Source organism: Ruminococcus flavefaciens, from assembly GCF_900108555.1.
In the GTDB taxonomy this organism is placed as follows: Bacteria; Bacillota; Clostridia; order Oscillospirales; family Ruminococcaceae; genus Ruminococcus; species Ruminococcus flavefaciens_P.
On sequence record NZ_FNWV01000001.1, the window covers coordinates 323,058 to 339,851 of the forward strand.

Annotated in this window: 13 protein-coding genes and 1 tRNA gene; 9 read left to right on the forward strand and 5 right to left on the reverse strand. The window is 45.3% G+C overall.

All coding sequences use genetic code 11. The features are described from left to right. Positions 1–79: 79 nt before the first annotated feature. Together BLW60_RS01365 and BLW60_RS01370 are read right to left on the reverse strand one after the other, a co-directional pair. Positions 80–3,196, reverse strand: coding sequence for a carbohydrate binding domain-containing protein (locus tag BLW60_RS01365; RefSeq protein ID WP_074714115.1), 3,117 nt, complete (start codon positions 3,194–3,196; stop codon positions 80–82). 477 nt (positions 3,197–3,673) lie between these two features. Then, positions 3,674–5,128, reverse strand: a complete 1,455-nt coding sequence (locus BLW60_RS01370; RefSeq protein ID WP_139283348.1) for a DUF6937 domain-containing protein — start codon at positions 5,126–5,128, stop codon at positions 3,674–3,676. A 115-nt stretch (positions 5,129–5,243) separates the two neighbouring features. Here BLW60_RS01370 and BLW60_RS01375 point away from each other — a divergent pair, with 115 nt between their 5' ends. The 4 genes from BLW60_RS01375 (at position 5,244) to BLW60_RS01390 (ending at position 9,758) form a co-directional block, all read left to right on the forward strand. Beyond that, on the forward strand, positions 5,244–5,891 hold the full coding sequence (locus BLW60_RS01375) for a TetR/AcrR family transcriptional regulator (protein WP_074714117.1): 648 nt from the start codon (positions 5,244–5,246) through the stop codon (positions 5,889–5,891). Between the two features lie 6 nt (positions 5,892–5,897). Next, positions 5,898–7,286, forward strand: coding sequence for an MFS transporter (locus BLW60_RS01380; RefSeq protein ID WP_074714118.1), 1,389 nt, complete (start codon positions 5,898–5,900; stop codon positions 7,284–7,286). Then, the gene (locus tag BLW60_RS01385) at positions 7,279–8,910 is read left to right on the forward strand and encodes a glycoside hydrolase family 36 protein (protein WP_074714119.1); all 1,632 of its coding nucleotides are present in this window, start codon (positions 7,279–7,281) and stop codon (positions 8,908–8,910) included. The genes BLW60_RS01380 and BLW60_RS01385 overlap by 8 nt, the downstream gene beginning before the upstream one ends. Positions 8,911–9,026: 116 nt before the next feature. Next, complete coding sequence (locus tag BLW60_RS01390; protein ID WP_074714120.1) at positions 9,027–9,758, forward strand: ComEA family DNA-binding protein; 732 nt, start codon at positions 9,027–9,029, stop codon at positions 9,756–9,758. A 195-nt stretch (positions 9,759–9,953) separates the two neighbouring features. On the opposite strand, the gene BLW60_RS01395 is transcribed toward BLW60_RS01390, so the two are convergent. Further along, positions 9,954–10,028, reverse strand: a tRNA-Gln gene (locus tag BLW60_RS01395). 85 nt (positions 10,029–10,113) lie between these two features. Then, the gene (locus BLW60_RS01400) at positions 10,114–11,610 is read right to left on the reverse strand and encodes an MATE family efflux transporter (RefSeq protein WP_081348069.1); all 1,497 of its coding nucleotides are present in this window, start codon (positions 11,608–11,610) and stop codon (positions 10,114–10,116) included. Positions 11,611–11,837: 227 nt separating this feature from the next. Between BLW60_RS01400 and BLW60_RS01405 the strand changes: the two genes are divergently transcribed. The 5 genes from BLW60_RS01405 to BLW60_RS01425 all read left to right on the forward strand — a co-directional run bounded on the left by BLW60_RS01405 (position 11,838) and on the right by BLW60_RS01425 (position 15,393). Further along, a complete protein-coding gene (locus tag BLW60_RS01405; RefSeq protein WP_074714121.1) occupies positions 11,838–12,392 on the forward strand; it encodes a Maf family protein in 555 nt (184 codons plus the stop codon). A gap of 252 nt (positions 12,393–12,644) precedes the next feature. Then, complete coding sequence (locus BLW60_RS01410; RefSeq protein WP_074714122.1) at positions 12,645–13,913, forward strand: DUF1015 domain-containing protein; 1,269 nt, start codon at positions 12,645–12,647, stop codon at positions 13,911–13,913. Beyond that, positions 13,913–14,158: a DUF3781 domain-containing protein gene (locus tag BLW60_RS01415; RefSeq protein ID WP_074714123.1), complete on the forward strand. Its 246-nt coding sequence runs from the start codon at positions 13,913–13,915 to the stop codon at positions 14,156–14,158. Before BLW60_RS01410 ends, BLW60_RS01415 begins: the two co-directional genes overlap by 1 nt. Before the next feature lies 1 nt (position 14,159). Beyond that, entirely contained in the window at positions 14,160–14,633 is a 474-nt protein-coding gene (locus BLW60_RS01420; RefSeq protein WP_074714124.1) for a GNAT family N-acetyltransferase, read from the forward strand. A 10-nt stretch (positions 14,634–14,643) separates the two neighbouring features. Further along, complete coding sequence (locus BLW60_RS01425; RefSeq protein WP_074714125.1) at positions 14,644–15,393, forward strand: tRNA threonylcarbamoyladenosine dehydratase; 750 nt, start codon at positions 14,644–14,646, stop codon at positions 15,391–15,393. 80 nt (positions 15,394–15,473) lie between these two features. Here the strand turns inward: BLW60_RS01425 and BLW60_RS01430 are convergent, their stop codons facing one another. After that, a complete protein-coding gene (locus BLW60_RS01430) occupies positions 15,474–16,757 on the reverse strand; it encodes an O-acetylhomoserine aminocarboxypropyltransferase/cysteine synthase family protein (RefSeq protein WP_074714126.1) in 1,284 nt (427 codons plus the stop codon). Positions 16,758–16,794 lie beyond the last annotated feature (37 nt).

The window sequence follows — 16,794 nt, forward strand, 5'->3', positions numbered from 1 at the left end:
GCAATAGATTTTTGTGTTTTTTCATATCTTTTGACACAAAAAAGCTCCGACACGAAGCCGGAGCTTTTAATGCTAAGTTTTACTTTACAAGACCGATGCCCCAGATAGTGAAGCTGCCGCTGCCTGTGATAGAAACATCGAGGTCACCCGAAGTCTCCTGGTAGTAGCCCAGCTCTGCATCAGGACCGCCCCATGTGTACTGCTTGTTGCCGTTGACCTTTGTGGTCTTGCCGTTTACAGTTACATTTATGCTGCCCATTCCGCTGCTGTTAGCCTTGAATACGATTATGAGTCCCTTACCCTGAGTCTTGAAAGTCATAGGACTTCCGCCGTTGAGCGTGTAAGAGTAAGGAAGTGAATTATAGCCTGTACCTGCTGTCCATGAGCCTGCATTGAAGCCTGTGAGAGTCTTAGGATCAACGTTCACGCATGATGCATACTCTGCACCGTAAACGTATGAAGTAGGCTGTGTATAGCCTGTTGACTGGTTCTCTGACTTTAATGCCTGACGTACATAGTATGCCATACAATCAGCTACCAGCTGACCGCCCTTCTGATGTGGGTGATACTCGTCAGTGTAGTAGTCTCCTGTCTGGAGGAAGCCGCTGTTGAATGCCTTTGTAAGAGCATCGTCCATACTGATTACAGGGATATTGAAGTTCTTGCCGATAGGATACATCTGTGACTGGCTTGAGAAGCCGCCCTTTGCACGTGTGATAAGTACACATACGGCAGGCTCGTTAGGCATATCAAGGAACTTCTTGATGCAGCTCTCGAAGCACTTCTTGTACATGATATCCTCATGGTCGTTAACTGAGAATTCAAGGAAGATGATATCAGGATTCTGAGATACGATATCCTTCTCGCTGCGGACAAGTCCTACAACTGAGGAAGTACCCGACATACCTGCGTTTACTTCCTTGAAGCTGCCCTTAGCGAATGTGTTCTTGAGGTAATTTGAGAACGGAGTCGTATAGTTCTTGCCCTCTGTGATAGAACCGCCGAGGTAAGCTACTGTAAGTGACTCACCGTTCTCAGCTGCTGTAAGCTTCTGAGCAAGTCTGTATGTGTTGCCCATGTGCTTGATAGAGCTCTTATAGAAGTCGATATACTGAGCAGAGGCTGTCTCCTGATAGCTGTCCCACTTTGAAGTATCTACCTGTGGTGCAGGAGGTGTTTCAGGCTCTGGCCATGCTGTGATCTTGCCAAGGATAAAGGACTGGATAGCAACAAGATCATTTACCTCGAACTTGCCGTTCTGGTCAACATCGGCAGCCTTTGAATAATCGCCTGCTACGATAGTCTTTCTTGCAGCTATCATATCAAGAGAGTCGATAGCTCCGTCGGAGTTTACATCGCCGAGGATAACAGGCTTAGGAGGCTCTGCGCCGTTTATCTCTGTTCCCTCGGGAGCACCTACAGCGTCATCAACAAAGAAGCTGATATAGTCAATGTCGTTCTCGTCAGTCTCAACATAGAGCTGAAGATCAGATGCACCTGCGGGGATAGTATAGCTCTTGTTTGCCAGCTGTACCCATTCTCCCTTTGGTACGGTAACAGATGCGATATGATCGTACTTTGTCTCAGTACCGTCCGAATACTGGAGAGAAAGCTGGAATGTCTGCTCGGAAGGTCCGCTGTTGTACTTTACGTTTGCAGCGAAGCTGTAAGCATTGCCCGGTACAAAAGTTCTTGCACTAAGTGACTTTACAGCTCCGTTCCATGTAGCTGTTCTGCCTGAAACAGCAAGGCTTCCGTTGCCATTGAGCTTTTCAGATGTAGTTGACTCTACAGTTGCAGCTCCTCTACCTGACCAGCTGTTTGTGCCTGCGTCATATGTATCATGGAAGAAATAGCCGTCTTCATCAACATTCTTGGAAGGATCAACTCCCTCGCCCTCTGTTGTGAGAACGAACGTAGTAACGCTCTGTGCAGGAAGTGAAGCTGAGAAGCTTGTTCCGTTAGCTGTGAGTTCCTTCTTTGAGATATTTGCAGTTGATGATGTTGTATAGCTGTCAACATACTTGATATCCTCGCCGCTTCCCATTGAGAATTCCTGATTAACAGCTGAATTGTTCTTATTGATAGCAACTACCGCAACACTTCCGTCCTCATTCTTGTATGCAGAAACGAGAACGTTTGAGTTAGGCTGCTCTGTTACGCCGATACGCTGTGCGCCGGGACGTACCCATTTTGAGTACTGAGCCATGCTGTATCCGCGCTTGCTGATAGTGCCGTTTTCCTTCAAAGGACCGTAGTTTCTTCTTATGTACCACCATACATAAGCATTGAGATTGCCTACAACGAGACCGTTATGGATATTCTCAGCTACCTGGAGTCCCTCAGGCCAGCGGTCGTTTGAATCAGCCTCGCTGTTTGGTACATATACCTCTGTCATCCAGATATCCTTGCCGCTGTTTTCAAGTGACGGGAAATCCATCTGGCTGCGCTGTGTACCGTAGAAGTGAGTACCGAAAAGGTCTGTATTTGCCATTGCCTGACTGTTTCCGAGGATAGCGTTGTAGATATCCTTTTTGTACTGGAAGCTCTCAGGCGACATGAGCTTAACATTTGTTCCTTCCTTTATGGTCTTGCCGTACTGCGCAATGAAGGAAGCAAGATCACTTGCGCTCCAGTATGTCCACTCGGAAGCGTAGTCGGGCTCATTCTGGATAGATACGGAATAAAGGTCTATGCCCTGACCTTCCATGTACTTACAGTAGCTGTTGAGGTGCTTTGCATAGTCAGCCCACTTGTCCTTCTTGAGCTGATACTTACCGCCTGTAAGTCCGCCGTTTACTGTATTACGGATAGCAGCAGGAGGGTTCCAGGGTGAAGCAAATACAGTTGCGCCAAGTGCCTGAGCACGTTTTGCTGTAGGAACAGCTCTGCTCCATGCGCTGCTGTCATCGCTTACATAAATACGCAGGATAGTAAATCCAAGTTCGTCTTCGCCGTTTCCAAATGCCTTCTGTACTTGCGCATCTGTCATATCCCCTTGTGATATCCAGTCAGGAAGGTTGATACCACCGAAACCTCTGATAGTCTGGTAAACATCGGTAGTATCAATTACCGCTGCACCTGCCGCAGAAGCTTCAATAGCTGAGTCTTCGGGAAGGATATTTATGCCTGCGAACAGAAGAGCCGAAGCTGTTACAACAGACAGCATCTTTCCCAAAATGGTTGAATGTTTCATGCTATCACTCCTTTTTTATTAATAAACATATTATTACTGATTTAATTATACTTTACTGTTTGTAATAAGACAACCTATTTTTTACATATAAGGTGGACTTTTTGACAATCGAGCGTCATTTTTGGCGTTTTACACATTGCGCTTATGCAAATATTGGCAAAAATTCACAAAACAAATACTTTATTTAATCAAACTCCAGGATTTAAGTATTATGTACAAAAAGTCAATGTATAATACTACTTTTATTATAACTTATCAACACACCATTGTCAAGCAGAAAAGATGAAATTTTTGTGCTAAAAAAATTCACGGCTTCTGCCTAAATCGCAAAATGCCGTGAATTTATACCATTATCAGAAAATGCTCTTTTCTATACCTATTATATCATATCAAAATACAACTTGATTATACGCTGTTTAATATACGCTGATAGCAATTTTTTTACATCAGCACATTCATTATCTCAGCACAAATGTACTACTTTCTTCCCCTGAAAGCCAATTCTACTGCGCGGTACGCTCCATCGTACACGCCTGCTTTTTTTGCTGTGATTATATGTCCGCACATCTTTTCGATGATATCTCCGCCATGCTGTATCATGTCGATCATTGCCGCAGTTTCGGCAGCTGTAGTACATTCATATGTACCATCACCTATCTCCGCCGCACGGATAGCTCCCCATGCTTCATGACCGCCCACACGCTTTATCATAAGCTTTGGCACAGGATAAAACGCAAGCTCGCTTGGCTTTGTTATGAGGACATCACTGCACCTCATAAGCAGATTTGTGGAATATACAGCCGCAAAGATATCTTTATGACAAAATGCGTGGATACCTCTTACCTCTCCGTCATATGCCGCTTTGCAAAATCTTGTTGTCTCGCCGAAGTCGTCAAAATGCTCATGCAGGAAAGGTTTCATCTGCGGTACAGCAGTAACAAGCTCATGCCATACCTTGTCATGGTCACCAACATTTATAAAAAGTGTCGCCTTGCCTGCCTTTATTGCAGGAAGCAGCTTCTTGATGACCGCTATGAATATTTCCTTCTGCGCACCTGCTCCGCCAACTGACATGAGCCAGCGTTTGGACTTTCCGTTTGTGGCGCGGTCAATGCGTCTTTTGCAGTCCTCTTCGATGTTGCTTACGAGCTCATGGTCGATATAATGACCTGTGTAAACTATATCATCCTTTGGCATAGGCTTCAGCTGACGTTTTTTGTCCATGCCTCTCAGTGCTCTGTAGCCAAGATAAGACGACGGAGTCTGGACTGTATGTATCGCACCCTCGGAAAGATGAAGTCCCATTGGCCAGTTGTCGGGAATTGCATTTACAACATGAGTCAGTCCTGCATGGACTGCCGCCTGTGACGGCCACACATGAGTCGCAACATACGGTATATCCTTTGGAAGATCGCGGAATACAGCCGTCATAAGCTCTGTGGTCTTCTGATCCATACTGTTATATGTCAGCTTGCGGAAGCCCTCACTGTTAAGGGGCTCCCACACAAGCTTGTTGAAAAGGCTGAATTTCTGAGACAGTCTCGAACCAAACGAATACAGCTCGTTCTGCTCAGCGATTATCTTTCCGCAGGAAGCCTGCTTGAATGAGTGAAGATCGAACCAGTAGGGCTCATAGCCCATTGCATGAGCTGCCGAAGCTATCGCCATTGATATCCTGTAGTGTCCGAAGCCCATACGGATATTGCCGATAATTATGCTCTTTTCGTCGAACTTGCAGCCGCTCTCTCTGCTGAGGACAATATTGCGAACTCCCAAAGTCTTGCCTATAGCAGGTGCGGGTACAGCCGAAAGATGATACACCGTCTTGGTATCATCGCCGTACTTGCTCATATACTTTCCCTTGGTCTTTATAGCCTTTTTGTAGGCTTTGCGGGAAATTTCATTCGCAAAAATAAATTTTGATCTGTCCATAAAAATCCCTCCAAGGTCTTGACAAAACATATAAAATATGTTAAAATATTTCTAAGGAATGATAGACTGTCTATCATCTGATATATAGTCTATCACAAAAAAGGAGGTTTGTCAAGTGGTAAACGAATTTTCTCAGGAAACTTTAAAAAATAAACGCTTTGAGAAAGCCGTTGAAGTAAGTGCCCAGCTCTTTCTGAAAAACGGTATCGAAGCCGTGAAAATGACCGATATTGCCGATGAATGCGGCATCGGTGTGGCTACGCTCTACAGATATTTCGGAACTAAAAATGGTATCACCATAGCAGCTATGACCTATATGTGGAACGAACTCAACAAAATGTTCAGCGGCATTTTCGAGTCGAAGGTCTTTCTTGCACAGACAGGCATAAAACAAGTCAACGACCTTATGAGAATGTTCGCTGTACTCTATCAGGCACACCCTGCTTTTATGAGACTTCTTGCGGAGTTTGACCTTCTCCTCTCGTCCGAGGATATCCCTAAAAAGGAACTGAAGGATTACGAAAAGTCCATTATCAACTTCTATCCTATATTTGAAAGAGCATATATGACAGGCATTTCCGACGGAACTGTCCGCGAGATCCCCGATGTCCGCCTTTTCTACCTTTCATACGCACATACGCTCATGGAGCTCAGCAAAAAGCTCATACAGGGAGAGCTTCTCCCGGGAGACGATTTCTCACACGCTGAGCAGGAATTATGCACCATTATCGACACAGCCGTATTCTTTTTGAAAAAGGAGTGACGTATTATGGAGAACAAGAAAACTGCGACCAATAAGGTATTATGGATATTCGCTATAGGACAGCTTGGCTGGTCTATACTTGCAGGTATCATTTCCAACTGGCTGGTTTTCTTCTATCAGCCAAGTCAGGAGGAGCTCGCAAAAGGACAGACTGCTCTGATACCACAGGGCACATTCATAGGTCTTACCGTTATCGGCGTAATTACAGCCGTCGGACGTATCTTCGATGCAGTTTCAGATCCTTACATTGCAGGAAAGTCCGACTCCATGAAGCACAGGCTTGGCAGGCGTATCCCGTTCATGCGTCTTGCTGCTGTACCGTTCGGCATAGTTACAGTTATGATGTTCATTTCTCCTTTTGAAGCAGGGAGCAAGGGCAATGTTGCCGTTTTATTCGTATTCGCCATGCTTTTCTATCTCTGCATGACCTGCTACTGCACTCCGTATAACGCACTCATCCCCGAGCTTGGCAGTACGCAGAATGCGCGAATAAATCTTTCCACATACATTTCCGTGACCTATTTCTTCGGCACGGGCATTGCATTTTTCCTGCCAAGTCTCGCAGGTATCTTTCAGGACAGCATGGGCTACGCAAACGGCTACCGCATAAGCATAGCCATACTTGCAGCCTTTGCCGTGATATGTATGCTCGTTCCTGCATTTCTCATCGACGAGAACGAGTATGTTGATACTACTCCGAGCAAAAGCTCCGCGTTCAGTTCTCTCCTTTCAACATTCAGGAACAAGGATTTCCGCATATTCGTATGCTCGGATATACTTTACTGGATAGGTCTAACCCTGTTCCAGACAGGTCTGTCATTCTATGTCACCGTTCTTCTCGGACTTGATACGAAAATGACATCTACGCTCTTTATAATAATGACAGTATCTTCACTGGTGTTCTACCCTGCTGTAAATGTGTTCTCAAAGAAGCTGGGCAAGAAAAAGCTAATATCCTTTGCTTTTCTGTTCTTCTCAGTTGCATTTATCGTAACAGCAGGTGCAGGTCTGTTCAGCATACCTGCTATGGCATACGGTGTTATCATCGCAGTTCTTGCTGCTGTACCTATGGCTATACTTGGTATTCTCCCACAGGCTGTGGTAGCTGATATCTCTGAGGAGGACAAGCTTGCTACAGGCGAGAGCCGTCAGGGTATGTTCTACGCTGCAAGAACATTTGCATTCAAAATGGGACAGTCACTTGCAATGCTCCTGTTCACAAGTATCGCTCTTGTGAACTCAGACGTAAAAAAAGGCGAGACAGGCTACGGTCTCGGCTATCGCCTTACCGCTGTGATAGCAGCTGTTCTGTGTCTGCTGGGCGGTCTGGTATTCCTGAAATATGATGAAAAGAAAGTCCTCAAACGCATAGAGGAGGGGCGTAAAGATGCTTAAATTCAAGTCACTGCAATTTCTCTACAAAGACGGCGAAAACGACTTCATGGCTATCACTTCGAGTTCACTGCGCAATGACCGAATGGAGCTTGAAATAAACACGCAGGACGATGTTTTTACCGTCACAGTAAGATCAAACGAAACAATAACTATCCAGAAAATGTACGCCGAATTTGAATACGTGTACAATGAGGACGAAAAGATCTTCCTTAACGGCTATCAGTCGTGGACAGACTCCATCGAACACGATATCGGCGATAAAATGCGCGGTATCAGTCATATTCCCTGTGCGATACGCGAAAAGTACGCTTTTTCACAGTACGGCGACTATAATTTCGCCGACTACGGCGAATATCTGCATGGCTGGACTTACGGCTATATCAGACGGGGAGATAATTACCTTTTCATGGGTTCACTCTCCGAGGACAGCGGCTTCACGCAGATAATTACTCAGACAGACAAGGATATCATCGCTTTCCAGAAAGACTGCTCAGGACTTGAGATCAACGGCGAGTGGTGCGCATTGAAGCTTTTCATTACAGAGGGCTGCGAAAAAGAAGTCTTTGACCTTTACTTTGATCTTCTCGGCGTTGCTCCGCGCAAGGACGCAAAGCCTGTTTTCGGCTATACGAGCTGGTACAACCACTATCAGGATATCAGCGAAGAAACTATTTCCGTTGATCTTTCGGGCATTGACGCTATATCGGCAAAAGCCGATGTTTTCCAGATAGATGACGGCTGGCAGACTGCTGTAGGCGACTGGCTGTCAGTTGACAGTGAGAAATTCCCCAACGGTATGAAAAAAGCAGCCGATGACATCAAAAATGCAGGCATGACCGCAGGAATATGGCTCGCACCTTTTGTATGCGAGGAAAACTCTGAAATATTCAGGAGCAAAAAGAGCTGGCTGCTCCTTGACAATAAGGGCAAATACGTGAAAGGCGGCTCTAACTGGAGCGGCTTCTACGCCCTTGATATCTACAATTACGAAGTAAGGACGTATATCAAAAACGTTATCAGCACTATCGTCAACGACTGGGGATACGGTCTGCTGAAGCTGGATTTCCTTTATGCAGCCTGTATCGTTCCGCACATAGACAAGACCCGCGGACAGATAATGTCGGAAGCTATGGATTTCCTGCGTAAATGCGCAGGAGATGCTCTCATACTCGGCTGCGGAGTCCCTCTTGCTTCCGCTTTCGGAAAGGTGGATTACTGCCGTATCGGCTGCGATGTCAGTCTCGACTGGAATGACAAACCACATATGCGTCTTATGCACCGCGAGCGTATCAGTACGAAGAATTCCATTCTTAACACTGTTTTCCGCCGACAGCTGGATCATAGAGCATTTCTCAGCGATCCTGACGTATTCCTGCTGAGACCGTGTAATATTTCCATGTCTGAGGAAAAAAGAAAATGTCTCGCGGAAATAAATGCACTTATGGGCAGCGTTCTGTTCACTTCTGATAATTTCTTTGATTATACCGAAAAAGAGCTGAAAGAGCTCTCAAAGATAATGAAGATACGCGATGCAAGGATGATCTCTGCCGATCTGAACGACAATGAGCTTGTACTCAGATTTAAGATCGGTGAGAAAAAATACATAAAAACATACAACATATAGACCAAAAGGCTTACTTTCAAACGAGAGTAAGCCTTCTTAAAAAGAATTTCATGTCGAATTTTGTTGCTTTTTGTATGATTATGTGTTATTATGTTGTATGATAAGAGGTGATGTTCTTGAAGGACGAAAAATCTTTCAAAACGTACCTTCTCTTTTTGCTCTGCGCACTTGTAATAATTGGAGCAACGGTATTCTATTTCAAGACTTCCGACACAAAGAAAAATATCTCAACTATTATTTTCAGTGAAAAACCTACTGTGCCTACGACTCAGCCAATAAAAACCATCACTGACATCACAACTTCAAAAACTCCCAAAGCCACCACATCTGCTAAGACTGTAAAAACTACAAACACAACAACTGCTGTTGCAGAAAAAGTATATATCGACTTGAATTCAGCAGATGCATCTGAGTTTACAAAGCTCAAAGGGATCGGAGAGGTACTTGCTGACGAGATTATAAGCTATCGTGAAACCAGCGGCGGCTTCCGCAACATAGAGGAAATAATGAATGTAAACGGCATCGGTGAAAAAATATTTTCCGATATCCGCGATCATATCTTCGTCATTGATCCTGTTTACGATGAAGAAGTACAGGAAAATGAGGATATTACAGACATTGAAGAAGTGACAGAATACGAACCGACTCTTGAGGAGCTTGCTCCCATAGACATCAATACAGCAGATATTGATACACTTATGCTGCTCCCTCATGTTGACGTGGATATCGCCAATAAAATTATCGACTTCCGTGAGCATACGAAATTCCAAAATGTATATGAACTGCTGCTCATAGAAGGACTTTCACAAAATTATGTGGGAGATATAGTTCCGTATGTTACGACATAAAAAGCTGCGTAAAGGCAACTCCCTTACGCAGCTCTTGTCTTTATATTGCAATTTCTAAACACTAACCACTAAAAACTAACGCCCTGCACAAAGCAGGACGTTAAAGTGCTGTAAGCGATGTACGAGCAGCATTTCTGATGATAGCGAGCAAGCTTGCGAACAACAATGTGGCTGCGGTCAAGCTGGCTCAGCTTGTGGTTGGGGCAGCGGGATTTGAACCCACGAGTGCAGGAGTCAAAGTCCTGTGCCTTACCGCTTGGCTATACCCCAAAAATTCACTATAATATTATAACAAAAATCCTGCAATAAATCAATACCACAGGATTTTTATTTTTATTTTAACAATGCATTCATATCAATACCATTCACGTTCATGCATATCCTTGAATTCATGCATTGCCATAATTACTGCAACTATAGCTGCAAGTCCGTCTGCAATAGGTCCTGTATACATGATGCCGTCTATCTTGAAGAACAGCGGCAGTACAAGAAGAAGCGGCACAAAGAACAGTATCTGTCTTGTAAGTGAAAGGAATACGCCCTTTATGGACTTTCCTATTGATGTAAAGAATGTGGACGTTATAGGCTGTAAGCAGTTGAGCCACGTGAAGAACATCGATATCCTGAAGAATTTCGCACCGAATTCGTAGTAACCCTCACTTGCGTCCTTGTTTGCAAATACGCTGAGTATCTGTCTCGGGAAAAGCTGGAAGCATATAAATGCAACAATTGAAATAGCTGCACCTGCCTTTATAGCCATCCAGAAAGCACTCTTAACTCTGTCATAATTCTTTGCTCCGTAGTTGAAGCTCTCAATTGGCTGTGTTCCCTGTGCAAGTCCGATAACTATTGAGAATACTATCATATTGACCTTCATGATTATTCCCGCAGCTGCTATAGGATCATCTGCACCGTACTTTGAAAGTGCTCCGTAATGTGCGAGTGAGTTGTTGAGAACGATCTGAACAACTGCAATAGCTATCTGATTGAAGCAGGAAGCCATTCCTATCGAGCATAATCTGCTTATTATACCTGCTTTCGGCAAAAGATGACGTCCGAAGAGATATACTGTCTTGAAGTTGAAGCAGTATACTATAACTATAACAGCCGAAACGACCTGTCCAACTACTGTTGCTATGGCTGCGCCTTTCATTCCCCAGTCAAGTCCAAGTACAAATATTGCATCAAGTATCGTATTGATAACAGCACCTGTGATGTTGCATATCATGGTCATTTTAGGACTTCCGTCCGCACGTACGATATGTCCGCCGCCTGCTGTAAGGATAAGGAACGGGAAACCCAATGCCGTATATCTCACGTACTCCTTGGCATAAGGCATTACCGCGTCGGTTGCTCCAAACCGTTTCAGCAGCGGAGTAAGGAAAGTCAGAGTTAGCACAGACATTATGATACCGCTGGCTGCCAGAAGTGAAAGTGCATTTCCTGCAAAGTACGGGGCTCGTTTTTTATCTCCCATACCAAGCGTAAGATTAAAGCACGAAGCACCGCCTATTCCGAACAGGAGCGCAAGTGCCATACAGCCCGTTGTGAACGGGAATGCGATAGAAGTTGCCGTGTTTCCGAGAGTACCGACTGCCCTTCCGATAAACAGCTGGTCTACCATATTATATAGCGCACTTACCAGCATACCTACGATACTCGGGATAGCGAACTTCATCATCAGAGAACGAACAGGTGCATAGCCCAGCGGATTGCCGCCCATTCCTCCTGCTCCGTTGGGCGGACCTCCTGCTCCCGGTGGCGGTCCTCCCATTCCTGACGGTGGTTTGCCTGTACCCTGTGGCGTTCCTCCTGCGCTTCCGGGTGATTCTCCAAATCCATTTTCTTTCATGTTTCCTAAACCCTCTTTTTCAAATTTCCAAATACTTTCCTATTATACACCTTTTATAGCAAAAATACAATAGCGATATTAAAAAATAATATTGAAAAAAATATCAATACAAAAGGTTGTTTATAATGCAATTTCAACAAATAGGAATATGTACCGTCTTGACATAAGGCTGTGTATGTGGTAAAATTATTAATAGTATATATTAATGCAAAATATGGAGTAAATACATGAAAATAATACTTGCCTCAGCTTCGCCGAGACGGCGCGAGCTGATGAAATATATAACCGAGGACTTCGAGGCTGTATCTATGGACTGCGACGAGACTCTCCCCGATGGTATTTCCCCTATGGCGGCTTCCGAGTACCTTGCTGTGCTCAAAGCAAAGGCTGCTGCGGAGAAATATCCCGACTGCACTGTTATCGGCTGTGATACTACAGTCATATGCGAGGGTGAGATACTGGGCAAGCCCAAGGACAAAACTCAGTGTATCGCCGATATATCAAAGCTTTCGGGACGCACACATCAGGTAGTAACAGGCTGCTGCATAATCAGCGGCGGAAAAGTAAATTCTTTTTCGGAAGTGACCGATGTTACTTTCAGACAGCTTACAGCTGGCGAGATAGAAGCCTACGCCGACACCGACGAACCTTACGACAAGGCAGGCGGCTACGGCATACAGGGAAAAGGCTCTGCGCTTATCTCCCACATTGACGGCGATTTCTTCAACGTTGTTGGACTTCCCGTAGCAAGACTCTTTAACGAATTGAAAATTCAGGATTGAGAATTAATATGTTCGCTTCGCTCACATATTTAAATATTATCGCCGCAGGCGATACCATAACTTTCAACTCTCAATTCTCAACTCTCAACTTTTAAGTGTTGTTCACGGACTGCCAAATAAGCAGTGCCACAAATCTGTGATTTGGCTGGCAATGCTATATGCAGAGCTGACAGCCCCTACAAATTAAATTCTAAGTTCTAAGTTCTTAGTTCTAAGCTCTTAGTTCTAAAAAATATAAAGGAGTACCCAATCATGAACTCAACCGCATTTCATTCTGCTGACATTCTTATCCCAAAGGACTGCGATATGCACAAGTGGTCCGTTATTGCCTGTGACCAGTACACCAGCGAGCCTGAATACTGGGACGAGGTAAGCAAGACAGTCGGAAACGCTCCGTCTACACTTAACCTCATTCTCCCCGAGCTTTACCTTGAACAGGACGGTGTTGCACAGCGTATCGACAATATCCACTCTGCTATGGACAAGTACATTGCTGACGGCATCTTCACAGAGTACAAGGACGCTATGGTATATGTTGAGCGTACTCAGAGCAACGGCATACTCCGTCAGGGCATCGTTGGTGCTATAGACCTTGAAAAGTACGATTTCTCCAAGGGCAGCACATCAGAGGTAAGAGCTACCGAGGCTACAGTTATCGAGCGTATACCTCCCCGTATCAAGGTAAGACAGGGTGCTCCACTTGAGCTTCCTCATATAATGATACTCATTGACGATCCCGATAATACAGTTATCGAGCCGCTGGCAAAGAGCGTTTCGGACGACAGCAAACTCTATGATTTTGAGCTCATGCAGAACGGCGGCAGCATAAAGGGCTGGCTGGTAGACAAGTCCGCACAGGAGAATATCGACAAGGCTCTCTGTGCACTTGCCGATCCCGATACATTCTGCAAGAAATACGGTCTCAGCAATACACCTGTACTCCTCTATGCTATGGGCGACGGAAACCACTCTCTCGCTACTGCAAAGGAGTTCTACGAGCAGCTCAAAAAGGCAAACCCGGGTAAGGACTTCTCAGATCACCCTGCTCGCTATGCACTCGCCGAGATAGTTAATCTCCACAGCGATGCACTCAAATTTGAGGCTATACACCGCCTTGTATACGATGTAGACTGCGACAAGCTCATAAACGAGCTCACAGCTGCGCTCGAGCTCTCAGAGACTAAGGAGTCCGACCAGTTCGTGATCTGCACCTGCAAGGGCGTTGAAAGGAAGCTCTATATAAACAAGAAGTCATCAAATCTATCCGTTGGTTCGCTCCAGAACTTCCTTGACGGCTATATCAAGGCAAACGGCGGAAAGATCGACTATATCCACGGTGCTGATACAGTTAAGTCACTTGCCGAGAAGCACAACGGAATTTCTTTCGTTCTGCCTGATATGGACAAATCTCAGCTCTTCCCCACAGTTATCAAGGACGGTGCGCTCCCGAGAAAGACCTTCTCAATGGGACACGCTGAGGACAAGAGATTTTACATCGAAGCAAGAAAGATCGTTGACTAATGGAACTTCTGAAAAACCTCGCCAAGCTTCATACCACGGAGCTTGGCGTTCTGCGTATAAAACGAAATCTCGGTATCGAATGTGATGACGCTGTAGCATGGTGCATGGACAGGATAAGCTCTCCCGAAGCTGTTATTGAGCGCAAAGGCAAGAACTGGTACATAACCGTGGACGGCTGTATCATTACCGTGAATGCATATAGCTATACCATAATTACCGCACACAAACTCAGAAAGGAGCGATAATATGAATATCAGAAGATTTAAAGAAACAGATGCCGAATCAGTTTCGGCTGTTGTTATAAAAACTATCAGAATATCCAACGTTAAGGACTACCCTGCAGAGCTTATGGAAGAGGTAGTTAAAAGTATGCAGCCCCAGAATATACTCGAACGTGCAGGCTGGACGCACTTTTATGTAGTCGAGGACGATGATAAGATAATCGGCTGCGGTGCTATCGGTCCTTACTGGGGCAAGGAGGACGAGAGCAGTCTCTTCACTATCTTCGTGCTTCCCGAATATCAGGGCAAAGGCGTGGGCAGAAGCATCATCGAAACTCTCGAAAAGGACGAGTACTTCCTCCGCGCCAAGCGAATAGAGATACCCTCGTCTATCACAGCCTGTCAATTCTATCGAAAGTTCGGCTACGACTACAAGAACGGTATCGCCGAAGTTGACGAGGAACACGTTTACCGCCTTGAAAAGTTCAGGGAAGTATAAGGAGTAAAATATGTCCGATATTTTTTCAAGAACTCAGCTTCTCGTTGGTGAAGAAGCTATGGATATACTGGCAAATTCCCGCGTTGCCGTATTCGGTGTCGGCGGTGTGGGCGGATATGCCGTTGAAGCTCTTGCCCGCTCGGGTGTGGGAGCTCTCGACCTCATTGACGATGACAAGGTATGCGTTACCAATATAAATCGCCAGATAATCGCTCTCGGCAGCACTGTCGGTATGTACAAGGTTGACGCGGCTGCGGAGCGTATCCGCGATATCAATCCTGACTGCAAAGTCACCTGCCATAAGATGTTCTATATGCCCGAAACTGCCGATAAGCTGGACTTTTCACAGTACGACTACGTTATTGACGCTATCGACACAGTAACGGGCAAGATAGAGATAATCATGCAGGCTGAAAAGGCAGGTGTACCTGTCATAAGCTCTATGGGTGCAGGAAACAAGCTTGACCCCACAGCATTTGAGGTAACTGATATCTACAAGACATCGGTGTGTCCCCTTGCAAGAGCTATGCGCTATCAGCTGAAACGCCGCGGAATCAAGAAGCTTAAAGTTGTATACTCAAAGGAGCAGCCCATAGTCCCACAGGGACAGGCAGTTGATGACGGCTCAGGCAATACTGATATGCGCACAGGCGCGGCTAAGCGTTCAACTCCAGGTTCTACGGCGTTTGTACCGTCAGTTGCAGGACTTATCATCGGCGGCGAAGTAATAAAAGACCTTATAAAACTGAAAAAAACATGAAAAAGGACCTCTCATTCAGAAAGGTCCTTTTTCATTAATGGCATATATTTGGTATGTGTAACATAGTCACAGAAGCTGTATTACTTAACAGCGTCAAAACCGTGCTGGAGGTCTGCAATGATATCGTCAATGTGCTCTGTACCTATGGAGAGTCTTACTGTTGTAGGCTTGATGCCTGCGGCAAGAAGCTCCTCTTCGGTCAGCTGTGAGTGAGTTGTTGATGCAGGGTGTATTACCAGTGACTTAACATCGGCTACGTTTGCAAGAAGTGAGAAGAGTTCGAGACTTTCTGTGAACTTCTTTGCGTCCTCGGCTGTGCCCTTTATCTCAAATGTGAAGATAGATGCTGCACCATTCGGGAAGTAGTTGTCGTATAACTCCTTTGCTCTGCCTGTTTCCAGTGAAGGGTGGTTTACCTTTGCTACCTGTGGGTGGTTCTTGAGGAAGTCAACTACCTTGAGTGCATTCTCTGTATGACGCTCAAGACGGAGCGAAAGTGTTTCAAGTCCCTGTAAGAGCAGGAATGAGTTGAATGGCGAGATAGTTGCGCCCTGATCTCTCATGAGAGTTGTACGAAGCTTGAGTATGTATGCAAGGTTTCCGCAAGCCTCTGTGAATACAACTCCGTGATATGAGGGATTGGGCTTAGAAAGTCCGGGGAATTTATCATTCTGCGCCCAGTCGAATTTACCTGAGTCAATAACAACACCGCCCATTACTGTACCGTGTCCGCCGATGAACTTTGTTGCGGAATGTACTACAACGTCTGCACCGTGCTCGATAGGTCTGAGAAGATATGGTGTAGCAAAGGTATTGTCCACGATAAGCGGAATACCGTGCTTGTGAGCGATAGCTGATATAGCTTCGATATCCAGAACATCTGAATTAGGATTGCCGAGAGTCTCAGCGTAAAGGAGCTTTGTATTGGGCTTGATAGCCTTTTCAAAGTTCTCAGGATCGGAAGGATCAACGAATGTTGTTGTAAGTCCCTGCTCGCGGAGAGTATTGTTGAGAAGATTGAACGAACCGCCGTAGAGGTCTATGGAAGCTACGATGTGATCTCCTGCTGTTGCGATGTTCTGAATAGCATAGCTGATAGCTGCTGAACCTGATGCTGTAGCAAGTGCGCCTGCACCGCCTTCGAGAGCTGCTATTCTCTGCTCGAATACATCAGAAGTAGGATTCATGAGTCTTGTGTAGATGTTTCCGCCCTCTGTGAGTCCGAAACGACCTGCTGCCTGTGCAGAGTCCTTGAAAACGTATGAAGTAGTTGCGTATATCGGCACTGCTCTCGCATCTGTTGCGGGGTCCGGCTTCTCCTGACCTGCGTGTACCTGTATTGTCTCAAATTTATAATTACTCATAACTGAACTTCCTTTCAAAAATTAATAATTATTATTG